This is a genomic window from Rhizobium sp. LjRoot254, assembly GCF_964254105.1.
Taxonomy (GTDB): Bacteria; Pseudomonadota; Alphaproteobacteria; order Rhizobiales; family Rhizobiaceae; genus Rhizobium_E.
Window position 1 is genome coordinate 4,018,811 of the sequence record NZ_CAXUSM020000001.1, and the last position, 14,985, is coordinate 4,033,795.

General features: G+C 59.1%; 12 protein-coding genes and 1 pseudogene. 1 reads left to right on the plus strand and 12 read right to left on the minus strand.

Annotation, left to right across the window (positions count from 1 at the left end; genetic code table 11):
* Positions 1-30: 30 nt before the first annotated feature.
* Genes ACSQ26_RS19805 through ACSQ26_RS19815 form a run of 3 tightly spaced genes read right to left on the minus strand, consistent with a single transcriptional unit; the run spans position 31 to position 2,544 of the window.
* A complete protein-coding gene (locus ACSQ26_RS19805; RefSeq protein WP_436011867.1) occupies positions 31-1,092 on the minus strand; it encodes an ABC transporter substrate-binding protein in 1,062 nt (353 codons plus the stop codon).
* A 47-nt stretch (positions 1,093-1,139) separates the two neighbouring features.
* Positions 1,140-2,093: a PfkB family carbohydrate kinase gene (locus ACSQ26_RS19810; RefSeq protein ID WP_436011869.1), complete on the minus strand. Its 954-nt coding sequence runs from the start codon at positions 2,091-2,093 to the stop codon at positions 1,140-1,142.
* A complete protein-coding gene (locus tag ACSQ26_RS19815; RefSeq protein ID WP_436015364.1) occupies positions 2,086-2,544 on the minus strand; it encodes an ADP-ribosylglycohydrolase family protein in 459 nt (152 codons plus the stop codon). Before ACSQ26_RS19815 ends, ACSQ26_RS19810 begins: the two co-directional genes overlap by 8 nt.
* Positions 2,545-2,750: 206 nt before the next feature.
* Here ACSQ26_RS19815 and ACSQ26_RS19820 point away from each other — a divergent pair, with 206 nt between their 5' ends.
* Positions 2,751-2,972, plus strand: a complete 222-nt coding sequence (locus ACSQ26_RS19820; protein ID WP_436011871.1) for a hypothetical protein — start codon at positions 2,751-2,753, stop codon at positions 2,970-2,972.
* 148 nt (positions 2,973-3,120) lie between these two features.
* On the opposite strand, the gene ACSQ26_RS19825 is transcribed toward ACSQ26_RS19820, so the two are convergent.
* From ACSQ26_RS19825 to ACSQ26_RS19865, 9 genes and pseudogenes are all read right to left on the minus strand, one after another.
* Entirely contained in the window at positions 3,121-4,083 is a 963-nt protein-coding gene (locus ACSQ26_RS19825; protein WP_436011873.1) for a formylglycine-generating enzyme family protein, read from the minus strand.
* Between the two features lie 25 nt (positions 4,084-4,108).
* Positions 4,109-5,097: pseudogene (locus ACSQ26_RS19830) on the minus strand (HAD family hydrolase).
* An 80-nt stretch (positions 5,098-5,177) separates the two neighbouring features.
* Positions 5,178-6,812, minus strand: a complete 1,635-nt coding sequence (locus tag ACSQ26_RS19835; RefSeq protein ID WP_436011875.1) for an arylsulfatase — start codon at positions 6,810-6,812, stop codon at positions 5,178-5,180.
* Between the two features lie 144 nt (positions 6,813-6,956).
* Positions 6,957-7,331, minus strand: coding sequence for a response regulator (locus ACSQ26_RS19840; RefSeq protein ID WP_436011877.1), 375 nt, complete (start codon positions 7,329-7,331; stop codon positions 6,957-6,959).
* 107 nt (positions 7,332-7,438) lie between these two features.
* Positions 7,439-8,056 carry a response regulator transcription factor gene (locus ACSQ26_RS19845; RefSeq protein WP_436011879.1) on the minus strand — a complete coding sequence of 206 codons (618 nt, stop codon included), beginning with the start codon at positions 8,054-8,056 and terminating at the stop codon, positions 7,439-7,441.
* Positions 8,053-9,930 carry a sensor histidine kinase gene (locus ACSQ26_RS19850; protein ID WP_436011881.1) on the minus strand — a complete coding sequence of 626 codons (1,878 nt, stop codon included), beginning with the start codon at positions 9,928-9,930 and terminating at the stop codon, positions 8,053-8,055. Before ACSQ26_RS19850 ends, ACSQ26_RS19845 begins: the two co-directional genes overlap by 4 nt.
* Before the next feature lie 362 nt (positions 9,931-10,292).
* A complete protein-coding gene (locus ACSQ26_RS19855) occupies positions 10,293-11,513 on the minus strand; it encodes an ATP-binding protein (RefSeq protein ID WP_436011883.1) in 1,221 nt (406 codons plus the stop codon).
* 176 nt (positions 11,514-11,689) lie between these two features.
* Entirely contained in the window at positions 11,690-12,847 is a 1,158-nt protein-coding gene (locus ACSQ26_RS19860; protein WP_436011885.1) for an RHE_PE00001 family protein, read from the minus strand.
* A gap of 649 nt (positions 12,848-13,496) precedes the next feature.
* The gene (locus tag ACSQ26_RS19865) at positions 13,497-14,978 is read right to left on the minus strand and encodes an amidohydrolase family protein (RefSeq protein ID WP_436011887.1); all 1,482 of its coding nucleotides are present in this window, start codon (positions 14,976-14,978) and stop codon (positions 13,497-13,499) included.
* Positions 14,979-14,985: the final 7 nt, after the last annotated feature.

The window sequence follows — 14,985 nt, forward strand, 5'->3', positions numbered from 1 at the left end:
CCGCCCGATTGGCCCGTTACATCAACAGGATCACTTCACGTTGACCTTCAACTCTTGCCAGATCGCGAGGTACTTCTCGCGCGTCGCATCATCGACCGGCGCCTGGAACTTGATACGCTCGGCAACCTTGGGATCACCCATCACGACACGGTTGAAAGCATCCTCTGGGAGGCCCGCGACCGCCTTGGTGTTGGCGGAGACCGGCGCGCCGACCTTGTTATCCCATTCGACATAGAAGGCCGGATCGATCATGTAGTTGATAAAGGCTTCGCCGCCTTCGACATTCTTGGAATCCTTGGGGATCGAGAAGGCATCGAGCCAGGCGACAGCGCCCTCCTCGGGCACCACGAAGGTGACCGGCAGCTTGAAGTTCTTCCTGGCGCGCGAGGCCGAACCGCTCCAATAAGTGCCGACATCGATCTGGTTTCCGGCGACCATCTGGTTCCAGTCGTTTTCGGCGCTCCAGAAGGTGCGAATCTGCGGCATCAGCGAGGTCAGCTTGGCCTTGACCGCGTCGAGATCCTTGATGTCGTTGATATCCTGGCCGGTGGCGATGGCGCCGAACTGCATGGCTTCGAGCGCATCGTCACGCAGTACGACCTTGCCCTTGTGTGCCTCGTCCCACATGACCTGGATGGAGGTTGGCGTCTTGTCGAAGGCCTTGTCGTTGACGGCAATTGAAGTCAGGCCCCAGACCCACGGCACGCCATAGACCTTACCGTCGCTATTGAGCATCGGCGATTTGGCCTTCTCGGCGCCGATATCGGCATAGTTGGCGATCTTCGACGTATCGATCGGCTGGATCAGGCCTTCCTTCAGCGCCTGGCCCGTGAAGGCGGCATTGATCATCACCACGTCATAGAGACCGGGATTGGTCCGAAGCTTGGTCAGCATTTCCTGCTCGGAGTTGAAATAGTCGTTGACCACCTTGTTGCCGGTGGCTTTTTCGAAGGCTTCGACGGCCCAGGGTTCGTCGGTGCCGTAGCCCTTCCAGTTCAGGACATGGACGTCGGCGGCAAGCGCCGTGCCTATCGTCACAAACGTCAGCGCCGCAGTGGTCGTCATCTTCGCAATCATGCTCGTCATGCTCATGATCATTCCTCTCTTTTGAGTGTGCCTTGTTCCCATCATTATCCGCTTCAGGCGGAATTCTCTTCCCGGGCACGTGTCAGGAATTCGTTGATCTCGTCTGCCCTCGGCGCCATAGAGCCGCCATGGCGCGTGGTGGAGATGGCGGCCGCCGCATTGGCATAGCGTAGCGCACCCGCCGGCTTCTGCCCCTGGCTGAGAGCCGCGATGAAGGCACCGACATGGGTGTCGCCAGCGCCATTGGTATCGACCGTCTCGACTTTGAAGGCAGGCACGAAAAACGGCGTGGCAGCCCGCAGCGCCAGTAAGGCACCCGCGGAACCGGCGCGGATGACGACGCCTTTGGCCTTCGGACAGTGGTCGGCCAACAGGCGTGCGGCGAGCTCGTGATCGTTGCCGGAGCCGGCAATCACGACCGCTTCGCTGCGATTGAGGCTCAGCCAGTCCGTGCGGAGAAGCACTGATTTCAAGATGTCGGCCGGGATGCCGCCCACGATGCCTGTGGGGTCGAAAGCGAAGATTGCATCGGATGGCAGCATGGAAATGAAGCGAGCCTGGCTATCGCGGCTACCGGGATAGGCAAGCGTATAACCTGAGGTGAACACCCAGTCGCCTGGCTCCGGCTTCATGAACGGATAGTCGTCGGGTGTGATCACGCCTTCCGCACCCGGTTTCGATATGAAGGTACGCTCGGCATCGGCTTCAGTGATCAGCACGACGCAGGTGCCGCTATCGATACCACGGCTGACCGGCTGCAGGCAGTCGATGTCCTCGGCCCTGAAAGCCTGGGCGAGCATCGCGGCGCAGAGGCCATCGCCGATCTTGCCGACATAGGCCGTCGGCATGCCGCTGCGTCTGGCTGAGACCATCATGTTGAAGCCGCCGCCCGGCATGGCAGCGAATGACGAGGCCGTCAGATCGTCGCCGGCGACCGGCAAACGATCGAGCCGGTAGATGAAATCCACGACGGCGCTGCCGACATGGATGAGGCGCGGACTAGCCATGCAGTGCCTCCCGCGTCGAAAGCGCTGCGGACCGCTCCGCGACCAGCGCCCTCGCCTGGCGCTTCGTTTCCTCAAGATCGATGCCGATCAGCCGGGCGATCTTGTCCTGCGGCAGGCTGTCGTAGCCGGCGCAAGCCCCGGCCATCGAGCCCGCGATCGCGCCGATCGTATCGGTGTCGCCGCCGAGATTGGCCGCAATGACCGCCGCTTGCCACGCATCGCCCTTTGCGAGCTTCAGCACGGCAAAGGCAGCCGGCACGGATTCTTGCGAGGCGACACTCGTGCCGATGAAATCGAAGACGCGAGCAATGCCCTCGTCCATACCACAACCCTCGACGAGCTCCAGCGCCCATTCGATCCGCGCCGCCACACTGCCGCCAGCGGCCGCCAGGTTGAAGCTTATAACCGAGCTGCAGGAGGACCTCGTTGGAACTATCTCGGGCGACGATATCGTTCATTTGGCCAACTTTCGAAGCGGCCACTGTTAGTACTCCATAGTGTTGGGTACGCCTCATAGGTCGTGCGTAAGCGCGAATTTCGCCGCACCTTTTGCTTTTGAGTGAACCGACGCATGACCGGGACGGTTCCGATGCAGTCAAAAAAGGGTAGTGTCTCAGTTTGAATTTTACCCAGGTTGACAGGCTATCGAATCCGCGCATGAATTCCTATGTGCTTAGCGCAAAGCAACAGGGAGTTTGCATGTCTCCAATTGATGAAGCCATAATTGAGGAATGGGACCGGGCACATAGTCATCTTATGGATGCGCGGGACCATTTGAAACAGCATCTCGGCAAGCCCGGCGAAAGGCTCGCAAAAAGAGATTTCTATGCTGCCCTAGAGGCCTATAATGCCGCCTCGGAAAAGCTGGAGGACGAATGATGCCCACCGGGCGCCGCTTCCGGAACCACGAGTGGCGAAACATCCGCCGCAAGCGCGGTCGAGCAAAACAGGAGCGCAACCGCTGCCGCCAGTCCAAGTTTGCGAAGTTGGCCCATATCATGATCCCCTTGAGAATAGTTTTTCGAGTTCACTGATCCGTCCGCCTACCCTCGCGAACCACGCACCGAAATCCCAGATGGCAGGTCGCGGTATCGACGGCGTGTGCCATCCTGGCGGCCGGCCGATAGCGGCGGCAATAGTTGGGTGCGCAAAGATGCGAGCCGCCCTTCATTACCTTTCGTGGTATCGCAATTTCTGGAAGATTGGGGTCCAGGCTTTCTGACTGGTTGGCACCCCGGGGATTGGAGATCGTGCAGCAAGGGCTGTCGATTTTGCCATGCTCCTGATACCAGTCGGTCGTCCATTCCCAGACATTGCCGGCCATATCGTACAAGCCGTAACCGTTGGGGGGATATGATTTCACCGGCGCAGTACCCTCAAAGCCGTCGTCGCGGCTGTTCTGCACGGGAAACTGGCCCTGCCACGTATTCGCCATGTAGTGCCCGCCAGGGGTCATTTCGTCGCCCCAGACATATTCGGCGGCCTCCAGCCGGCCGCGCGCGGCAAACTCCCACTCCGCTTCGGTCGGCAATTCCTTGCCGGCCCACGCGGCATAAGCTTCAGCGTCAGCGAAGGCGATATGGACAACGGGATGATCCATGAGGGCCTTTATCGAGCTTGCCGGCCCCCTGGGATGCCGCCAGTTCGCCCCGCCGACATATTTCCACCAGTTATAGTGATTGGAAAGATCCACGGGCGGCTTGGGTTTGATGAACACCACCGATGAAGGACCGAGCATCCCAGGAATGGCGCCGGGGTAGTCTGTGGGATCGACCGGACGTTCCGCTGCCGTGACATAGCCTGTCGCATCGACGAACGCGGCGAATTCGCGATTGGTGACGGTGCAATCATCAATCCAGAATCCATCGACACGCACCTTATGCGCAGGTGCCTCTTCAGGGTAATGACTGTCCGATCCCATGAGGAAACTCCCACCGGGAATCCAAACCATTCGGTCGTCGGTAGCTGCCCTCAGGCTCTGCGTTTCCATCACGGCTGTCCCTGGCTCACGCCTCTTACTCGTACGCGAATATCTTGTTCCAGTCGCTGCTCATGTCGATAACGGTCCAGTTCCGCAGCTTGGCCTCGTCGAGACCTTTTACCAGCCTACCGATGGAGGAGTCCTTGTCATAGGCCCATTCGCGCTTGGCATCGGTATGATGAACATATGCACAGAGGCTGGGTCTCTGCCGCGTGCAGGTCCATTGCAACATCTGCAGGTCACCGTCGGAATTGCCGAACGCCATCACGGGCCGGCGACCGATATGCTGATGGATGGCAACGGGCTTGCCTGCCTTGTCATCGATGAAATTGACCTCGGGAAGCCGCATGATCACGCCCGTGCCGTCCTGCATTTCAAACGCGATCTTGCCACTGCTGCCAACGACCTGCTCGGGGGTATGCCATAGACCTCTTCCGTCCACGGGCGCATGAAATCGATGCCGCCGCCAGAGACGATGTAGGTCCTAAAGCCGTTGGCCCGCAGATATCTAAGGAGTTCCACCATGGGCTGATAGACCATCTCGGTGTAGTGCTTGCCGGATTTCGGATGCTTGGCCGTCTTCACCCAATCGCGAATGATTGCGTCGAATTCGTCGCTCGACATGCCGGAATGTGTGGCCATGACGATTTCCATGATCGCTTTCTCACCACCCGCCAGCGCACCTTTGACATCGCCCTTCAAAAGCGAGGCGAAGGGCTCTTGCGTTTTCCATTCAGGATGGTCGGGTGCCATCACCTTCACGCGATCGAGCGCGAAGAAAAGCTGGAAATAAAGCGGTTGCTCCGCCCAAAGAGTGCCGTCATTATCAAAGACGGCGACGCGTTCCGGGACTGGGATGAAATCCGCCGAACCCTCCTTGGTGACCCGTTCGACGAAATCAATAATGGATTTCTTGGTCGCTCCATCGTTCCAGGACTGCAGATCATCGGCACTCCAGGTGTGAGAAGATGTCGCCAGCAATATGCAAAGCGGCAAGAGTAGGCGCATCAACCAGGCGTACATTTCTCTCTCCTTCACGATCCGAGGCATTTTGATGCGCCCGCCGCGAAGCGAGCGCATCAGTTGCACAGGTTAGCGTTGCGTCATTGCGCCCCGCGCTGAAGCTTTTCCAAGACGTGATCGAGCGAGAAGCTGCCGGGCGCCTGGCGCGGCGGGTATTTCACATAAGTCTGCAGATGTCTGGCCACGAAGGCCTGCGCCGGAACCAGCGCGAAGGCGTGCTCGACGCGCCAACGGTCATAGTCGCCGGCGTCATGTTGGGCGACTTCGAAGGGATCGGCTCGGAGGTCGATCAGTTTGGGAAACCGGAGTGTGATGAGCGGATCCTGCCAGACATCCAGACCTTCGGCCCTCTGTTCCATGAAGACCAGCTTCCACCGGTCGTAACGCAGCCCGGCAAGGCTTCCGTCATCCGTCCAATAGAAATATTCCTTGCGTGCACCTGGCCCGGTGCCGTCGAGCAACTTCCGCTGATTGTAGCCGTCCAGATGAACATTGAATGTCTTGCCGTCCGCCTCATAGCCAGTCAGAAGTTTGGCCGCGATGTCAGGCTCACCGGCCGCCGCGACCAGTGTCGGCATCCAGTCTTCGTGCGAGACGATCTCGTTGATCTCGGTTCCAGGCTTGATGACACCTGGCCAGCGCATCACGCCCGGCACGCGATAGCCGCCCTCCCAATTGGTATTCTTTTCGCCGTGGAAAGGCGTAGTGCCGCCGTCCGGCCAGGAGAACACTTCCGCGCCGTTGTCGGTCGTCCACAGCACGATCGTGTTGTCGGCGATGCCGAGATCATCCAGCTGGTTGAGCAACTGGCCAACCATGCCGTCGAACTCGGTCATGCCGTCGGCAACCAGGCCAAGGCCGGTCTTGCCCTTCGATTCTGGCTTGAGATGCGTATAGATGTGCATCCGCGTCGCGTTGAACCAGCAGAAGAACGGCTTGTCTGCCTTGGCGCTACGGTCGATGAAGTCCTTGGCTGCCCCGAGGAATTCTTCATCGACGGTCTCCATGCGTTTCTTGTTGAGCGGGCCGGTGTCCTCGATCGTCTGCTTGCCCACTCGGCCGAAGCGCGGATCCTCCGTGGGATCGTCGGTATCGGTCGCCTTGCACCGCATAACACCGCGCGGACCAAACTTTGCAAGGAATTGCGGATCCTTCGGATAGTCCGGGTTTTCCGGCTCTTCCTCGGCGTTGAGATGATAGAGGTTGCCGAAGAATTCATCGAATCCGTGGACCGTCGGCAGGAACTCGTTGCGGTCGCCGAGATGGTTCTTGCCGAACTGGCCCGTGACATAGCCCTGTGGCTTGAGCATTTCGGCAATCGTCGGGTCCTTCTCGGACAGGCCTTCCTTGGCTCCTGGGAGACCGACCTTAAGCAGGCCCGTTCGGAAGCAGCTCTGGCCGGTAATGAAGGCTGCGCGTCCTGCCGTGCAGGATTGCTGCGCATAGAGATCGGTGAAAAGCGCGCCTTCGTCAGCGATACGATCGATGTTGGGCGTCTGGTAGCCCATTTGTCCGCGATTGTAGGCGCTGGTATTCCACCAGCCGATGTCGTCGCCGAAGATCACCAGGATGTTGGGTTTTTTCGCCCCGGTTTGCGCAAGAGCCGGAATGCTGAGGACGGGGCTCAATGCCGTCAACGCGATGGTCGAGCCGCCGGCCAACAAGACTTGGCGTCGGCTGATACCGTTGTGAGGGTTGATGTCTTTGTTGCTCATCGTCTTGCTCCCTGATGGCCGTACCCGCGAGCTTGCGACCAGTATTGCGCTCTGGCCCGCGGCACGTCACTGTGGAAACTAGAGCGATCGACGAAACTCCGCTATTGTACCAAAGGGAGTCTTGCGCTGCTGGCAAACGGGGCGTCACAAACCCGGCACCGATGAGACGGCCTCGCGGATGGCCGTGATGAGCACCGACCCGGAAAACGGTTTGTGGAGAAACTTGCAGTCGGGAGGCAAGCCAGGAATCTGATTTTCGTCTGCTGCACTCATGAGAACGACGGGACTTTTTGCTCCGGAGCGAAGCAGCAATTCCCGCAGTTCTAGCCCGGACATTCCGTCGAAATGGACATCGAGAACCAGGCAATTGAATACATTTGTGTGACTTTGATTGATAAATATCTCGGGGGATTCGTAGAGCGTCACCTCAAATCCGTTCAGGGTCAGCAATCGCTCCAGACTCCGGCGTATGCCAAGGTCATCATCTATGACAGCAATTCTACCCCGTTGGTCCGCCATAGCATCTTCCCTCGCATCCGACACACTAGGAATGCCTCAGAAGGAATCTAGTGTATGCATTTCCGTCGGCTGCGATACTGTACTTTGGGGAAGTGACGCCCTGGAAATTAATCGGCTGCGTCGAGGAACCCGAGCTTCTCGGCGATGGATACGGCCTCCGCCAGTGAGCGTACACGAAGCTTTTCCATGATGTTGTGCCGATGGGCTTTGATGGTCCGCTCGGAGGTATTGAGATCGAAGGCGATCTGCTTGTTCAGGCGCCCACGAACAACTTGCTTGAAGACTTGCATTTCTCTTTGGGTGAAGTCATCGAAGAGCGCCCGGAGAGTGTCAAGCCTCTCTTTTTCCAGACGCAAGTTGTCACCCCGCGATAAGGCCCGGCGCACCGCGTTGAGCACGGCTTCTCTTGAGGCCGGTTTTTCCAAAAAGTCCTGTGCTCCCGCCTTCATGGCCTGAACGCTTGTCGAGACACTGCCTGCCCCGCTGAGGAAAACGATGGGCAGAAGTGGAGCGACCTGCGAGAGCCTGTCCTGCAGTTCCAGACCGGAAAGCCCCGGCATGTTCAGATCCAGGAGGATGCAGCCCGGACCATGGGGCAGATGATCCAATACCTCTTGGCCGCTGCCATAGCCTATGACCGTAAAACCCGATGTTTCCAACATCCGTCCGACCGCAGCCCGGAAGGGCTTGTCATCGTCTACAATGTGGACCGTTGGATCGATCATGGTAGCGGCCCCTGTGCATGTGGCAATGCAAATCTAAAGACTGCTCCCCCCTCGGGAAGATTATCAGCCCAAATCCTTCCGCCGTAGATTTCTACAATAGCACGCGCAATCGACAGACCAAGGCCGGTTCCTTTTGCCTTGGTGGTATAGAAAGCTTCGAAGATGGAACTTAGCTTCTCCGCTGCGATCCCTCCTCCTGAATCCGATATCGCACATTCGACTTTTCCGGACGGCAAATCGAGCCGCGTTTCAAACTTCAATTTCTTGTCGGCTACAGGAAACTCCTGCATGGCGTCGATGGCGTTGGTGGCCAAATTCAGCACCACTTGCTGGAGGTGCACCTGATCCGCTCGAACGAGAAGCTTTCTCCCATCTTGGGCGATCTCCAAATGTACGCGCTTGCGAGCGATATCCGCCTGCAAGATTTGTGCGGCGCTGTTGACCACGTTGTTGAGATCGAACTCCTGCCATTCTATTTCGCTTCGTTTCTTGAGCAGGCCCTTCATGCGAGCGATCATGTCGCCCGCGCGCCTGTCATCGTCCTGGATATCGACAAGTATCTGGCGGATGAGGGAAACATCAGGCGCATCGCTGCGAAGCAGCTGCTCGGCAGTCTCCGCATTGATCAGGATCGCGCCCAATGGCTGGTTGAGTTCATGTGCCATGGATGCAGCCAGGGCGCCGGCCGTTGCGGATTGATTGAGATGGATCAACTCATGAAGGCGGCTGCGAGATTCTCTTTCGGCCCGCCCGCGCCGGCGGCGCTCAAAGACCAGGGCTATTATGACAACGCTCTGGGCGAGGATGAATGCAAGCCCTCCCATCACTTGGGGGAAGAATTGATCAAAAAGTGAGGGCTCCGAGAAGGACACAATCGTGTCGGGTGGCAGGTCGGACTCCGAAAGTCCCCATCGCTGCATCTGGCGGGCATCGACGAGATAACGAGGCTGGACTTCGACATTCGAGACAGGGCGATGAGCTATGATGTCGAGCGACAACTTCGCAATGGCCACTCCAACGGACTCGAAGGTGACTGAGTTCGCCCCGACTGCACCAGAGCCGATGTAGGTTGAATAGGGACCATAAACAGGAACGCTCGCAACCGCAGCTATCTGGTCCAGCGCAGTTCGAGGCGCGAAATTGCGACCATTGCGATCTTGCATGATCGTGAGCACCACGAGAATGGTGTCATCGGGCAATCGACTTGCCTGTTCGGCAAACTCCTCAATGGAAAGACCGGTGACATAGGTGGTTTCAATTGCCTTTTCTATATTGACCAAGCCCATTTTTGCGCTACGGAGCCAACGCTGGTCGAAGTCCGATGAGCCGGCCATGATAACCAGCCGTTTCGCTTTTGGTTGAAGCCGCATCGCAAGCGAAACAGTCTTTTCGACCTCAAAATCGGATACGGCTCCGACAGCGCTGGTCGGTAGCTTGAGTTCGACGGCCGTCTCCTTGTCGAAGCCTCCGTAGACGATCCGCGCGTCAGGCGCTATGCGACGTCCATGCGTATTCATGAACTGGGTAGCCGCCTCCCCCAAAGTGATGACGACGTCCGGTTGATGATCGACGTATTTTTCAGTCAAGTAGCGCGACATTCGATCAAGGTGAGCGCTTTGTGGAAATCTTCCGAGATCCAGGAATTCCGAAAAGAGATCGAGCTTTCCGTCAGTCGCGTCCATCAGGTGGGTTCTGACAGACTGGCCTGCAACGCTCGTCGCAGGCACCCTTTCGTCGTAGGGGTAGAGGATCAAGACACGTGGTACACGGCTTTGCGCCGAGGCTTCGCCTCCCTGCAATAGGGCGAGAGATGCGATTGCCACACAAGCCATCGCTGAAAGGCACAGACATATATTGTAATAAATCTTAAACATCGCGCCGCCCCCCGGCCCGATTACTTCTATAATATTACAGGCAAATGGCAATGACAAGTTGTAACTTGATTGCTCGGGGGACGTGCGACTCGAGGTCTTGGAGCATCGCCGATCCGGTTATCCGTTCGGCACTTCTGAAAGTGTCCTCGCAATGGGCGCGAAGGTGCCAACTTGGCTAGCTGCTCGAATGTCCGCTTCTGGCCGACGCCCAAAAAAGGGGTTTAACGGCCGACTTGAGGGCGCGAAGCGGACCTCGGCTGCTTTCCGACCATTCGCCTTGTGTGGCCTTCGCGACTCCATCCCAAAGCAGGCTCGCTGGGCGCGCCTTGTGCGGTATACGTTTGCCGATCGTCGCATAATCATCAACCCCACAAGGCGGACAATGGCGCTGCGGCCAGCTTGTCTCCGAAGGGCACAAGATCGCTGCTGTCGTAGAGCACCACGCCGTAGGCGAAACGATCCTTGCACGCTTCGGCCAAGGTCCGCAGCCCCGCGAAGTCGCTGGACTTCACGGTCGCTGACGCCTTGACTTCGATCCCCACCATCATGCCGTCGTCGCGTTCCAGGACGATATCCACCTCATGCATCTGCTGGTCGCGAAAATGATAAGGCGTCAGTCGCAGGTCGGAGGCACTCATTAGCTTCAGCACTTCGGCAAACACGAAGCTCTCCAGAAGCGCGCCAAATACGCCTCGGTCCGCCTTCACCCGATCGAAACTCAATCCGCGTGCGGTGGCGAGAAGGCCGGAGTCGAGGAAATGCAGCTTGGGCGTTTTGGCGATCCGTTTCAGTGCGTTCGTGTACCAGGGCTGCAGTGTCGAGACGAGGAAGACCTGTTCCAGCAGCGCCACATAACGCTGTCCTGTCTTGTGGCTGACATTGATGCTGGAGCCGAACTGAGAATAGTTGACCAATTGCCCCGAATGCTCAGCCACCAGCCGGACGAATTTCGGCAGTTCGGTCAGCTTCTCGATTTCGGCGATGTCTCTCAGGTCGCGAGTCAGAACGGACGTCAAATAGGACCTCGCCCAATCCTGCCGCCGCCGCTCGCTCTCACGACTGATCGCCTCTGGAAACCCCCCGAGCAGCGCGAGCTGGATGAGATCCTCACCAACAATCGCCTCCCGGTCTCCCTGAAGTTTGCCTGCGAACAGGCGTTCCAGGAAAGTCGGCGATCGGCCTCCTATTTCAGCGCGAGCCAGCGGCAGCATCCGAATGGTTTCCATACGGCCCGCCAGACTGTCGGCAACTCGCGGCAAGGTGAGCACATTGGCCGAGCCGGTTAGAAGGAAGCGGCCGGGACGATAGTCCTCGTCCACCGTCTTTTTGATCGTAAGCAGCAGATCGGGTGCGCGCTGGATCTCATCGATGATCGCGCGATCCAGGCCGCGAATGAAACCGGCCGGATCGGACTGCGCGGCGTCCAGCGCCGTCTGATCGTCGAGTGTGATATAGGTCCGCCCGGCCTCACCCATCCTACGGACAAGTGTGGTCTTGCCCGCCCGGCGTGGTCCCACGACCAGGACCACCGGGGTATCTGACAGGGCTTCCTCTACCCGATGCTCAACGAACCGTTTGTACATGCCTTTTCCGATTCTCCGACGGCTGGAACTATGCGGTATGACAATTGGAAGTCAATGACCCGTAAATTGGAAACGTAACAGCCGTGATCCCGGAATGACTGGAGCCGGAACGCCTTCCGACAGAGCCATGATCTCTTCCGACCTCTCAGGAGTCACGGCAACGGCGATCGGACACCTCAAATAACCCCCCACGCCCGAAACCGCCCCCGCCCCGTCATCTCCCTGAGCCCGAGTTCCTCAACCATCCTGAGTGCCGCCCGCGGCGTGACGCCGAGTGCCTCGGCCACCATACCGGCCGAGGCCAGCGGCCGCGCCATCACCAGGTCGATCAGTTCCGGCAGCTTCGACGAGGCTCGCCGCCCGATCAGACGCCGCTCCAGAACCTGGCGGGCAAGCGCCAGCCGATCGTGCTCCTTCAGCCCGAGGTCTGCCGCCGCGACGAGACCGTTGAGCAGTGCCGGCAGTCGCGTGTTGCGGCCGGGGTGGCAGCGGCGATCGACGGCAATGGATTTCAGGCCGAGATTGAAAGTGGCGAGATGCGCCGCCGTTGTCAGGCCGGCCTGGCGCAGAAGACTGGCCGCCAGCAGTCGGCCGAGCCAGGGCGCGTGCTGCAAGACCTGCAGATTGTTCCAGGCATCGAGGAGAAGAATCGCCCGCAGCACCGGTGGCAGACCATCGGTCTCGTCGAAAACGACGCGCCATTCGTCCAGGCGTTCGTCCTCGTCCCAGTCGAGATCGTAGACCAGTGGATCCCGGTCCTGCACGACACGCCGGCCCGGCGCCTTGGCTTCCGCTAACGCCGTCTCCGAGCGCGCCACAGCCGCATCGATGGCGGCAAACGCGGCCGCCAGCGGATCGTCGACGTTGTCGCCGTCCCGCTCCCCCTCCCCTGCGCTAACAGTGTCGAGATCCACGATCATGCCGTCCTTCGCGACTGAGTTGGCACTATCTAATGCTCCAGGCCATGCCTGACCACGCAGGCTTCGCACGCCATCCACGCTCAGCGCCCAGCCTGGGGCTGCGCGGCGATGCGGCGATGCGGCGATGCGGCGACGAGCGCGCAGCACTTCGCGGGTGATGGTCAATTCATGGGTCGGGGCGCGGATATCGGCACCGGCATCGTGCAACACCAGGTCCTCGAGATGGACGAGTTCGCCGTCGACCGAGAGCGAGGCGCAGGCGTCGGCAAAGTGGGATCGCTCAATCCACCCTGCTCCGACCGGCGAACGGGCGATCCGCTCGTCGAGGCGTGCCAAAGCCGCGCCAGCGTCCGACACCAGCTGCAGCAGGGCGTGGAGCGGCAATTTCGACAGATCAGAACGCATTGAATTCATGGTAGATGATTTGCTAAACGGATGCTAGCATGCATCTAATGTCCGTCACAGGGTGATACCTGCGCAGAGCTCGTCACTATTTATAGTATTCAAGTATCTATAGCGACGTATAAATTGATATTTATATTCTAATATACTTACTATAGTGAAATTAAATTCTCGATATATTTATTCGTCGCTATTATCTCTGTTTTTTTCTGCGGAATATTTGATACTAACCTTCAAAACGGAACCTTCAATGAAGTCCAACTCGATTCCAACGACCGCCATAGCTAAAGAGGCCGCCGCCGACGTATGGACTGATGAAACACCAAGCTTGGCGAAGCCGGATGTAGGTATCATTGACGTAAGTGGTCCCGTCGACTGTTTCTGCCAATCCTAAAAAGTGGCGGCGATCAAAAACGCGGATCTGTGAGAGGAGCATCCTGCGACGAGGTAGTTGCCGAAGCTTGTTGGATCTGCTACAGGAATTGCTACAGCAGCAGACTAAGACGCGTAAAATTTCTCTTTGTTTTCAATGCCATTGGCAGCTGAGGTTCGATCCCGCTTAGCTCCACCAAATTTTCCCCGGACGAACCTCCGATCATTGGCCGCGCCAAAGAGACAGGACATTTCCGTGGGTTAGAGGATATGCGCTCGGCGCATGCCGTCACGTGATGTCAAGCAGGGGATATGTCGGCGGGAACATGTCTTCAAGCCTGGGGTGCCCCCAGCTTCGCTCCGGATACTTTGCATGCATCCGCTCGAACTGTGCCTGCGCTCGATGTCGGCCTGCCTCGACGTCAAATCCCGCAACTGCGCCGTCGCGCATCGAAAGCCGGCCGTCGACGAAGACAGCACGCGTCACACGACCGGTCGCACCAAATATCAGCGACTGCACGGGATCAACGGTCGGCGCGAAGCGGGGGTCGCTAAGGTCGAAGATCGCGATATCCGCCTTCGAGCCGGGCTGCAGTCGACCGAGATCGGGGCGCCCCAATGCATCGGCGCCTGATATCGTGGCAGCGTCGAAGATTTCCGACGTGGCTATACCCTTGACCCCACCTTCCGCGATCCGCCCGGTCATCAGGCCGACCGCCATGTTGAGCACCATGTCGGGCGGGGCCGTATCCGTGCCCATGCCGATCCGGACGCCGAGATCGCGGCAACGGCGGAACGAACGCAGTATCCCGCCATCACGGGCGAAGACCAGCGGGCAATGGGCAATCGTGACCCCATGCGCGGCATAGAGTTCCAGATCCTCCGGCTCCGCCTCGACCGCGTGCGGAGCGATCAGCCGATCGTTGAGAAGGTCGTGCCGTGCAAGCCATTGCGGCGCGGTCATGCCGTGCAGCTTTGCCATGGTCCGGCGCTCCATCTTGCCCTGCGCCATATGCAGCCGGACCGGCAGTCCCATCTCCGCCGACGCAGCCATGGTCCGTTTCAGCAGGGTAAGCGTGCTGGTCTCAACGCGGTCCGGAGCCAGCATGGCCTGTACGAGACCCTGGTGCCGCCCGGCGATACGGCCGGCGAAGGCGAGAGCGTCCTCCAATCCGCGCAGGCCGCGCGCCTCATCGAAGATCGGCTCCAGCACATCGGGCGCTTCGCAAACAATGCCGCCGGAGCGATAGGCGGGACCGAGATAGACGCGCAGGCCCAGCTCTCCGGCGGCTTCGGCCGCGGCATCGAATTCGGCAACCGTTTCGCCCCATTCGCGATAGAAGAGTGAGGCAATGGGCAGCGCGGTGGTGATGCCGTTAAGCAGCAGCTGGGCAAAGGCGAAACGCTTCTGGAAGGCCAGTTCCTCGGGCGAATACATTTCATAGGGCCCGCGCTCGACGTAAGCGCGCGGCCAGACGCGGCCGGTGGCCCAGCCGGGACCGTAATCGACCGTCAACAGCGTGGTGTCGAGGTCGGACAGGGCATCAAGATCGACGAAGCCCGGCGAGATCAGCATGTCCCCCAGTTCGATGCGGCGCGCAACCTCACCCGGAAAGCGCTCCCCGACATAGAGCACCTCGGAGCCTTCGATGACGACCTCGCCGTCGCGCAGGAGATGATGACGTCCATTGGCGTGAGCCACGATCCAGCGCGCCGATAGCGCTGTTCGTCCGGCCGGACGGGTGCCGAGGGTGAGATCGGTCAAGTTCACGAGCGTC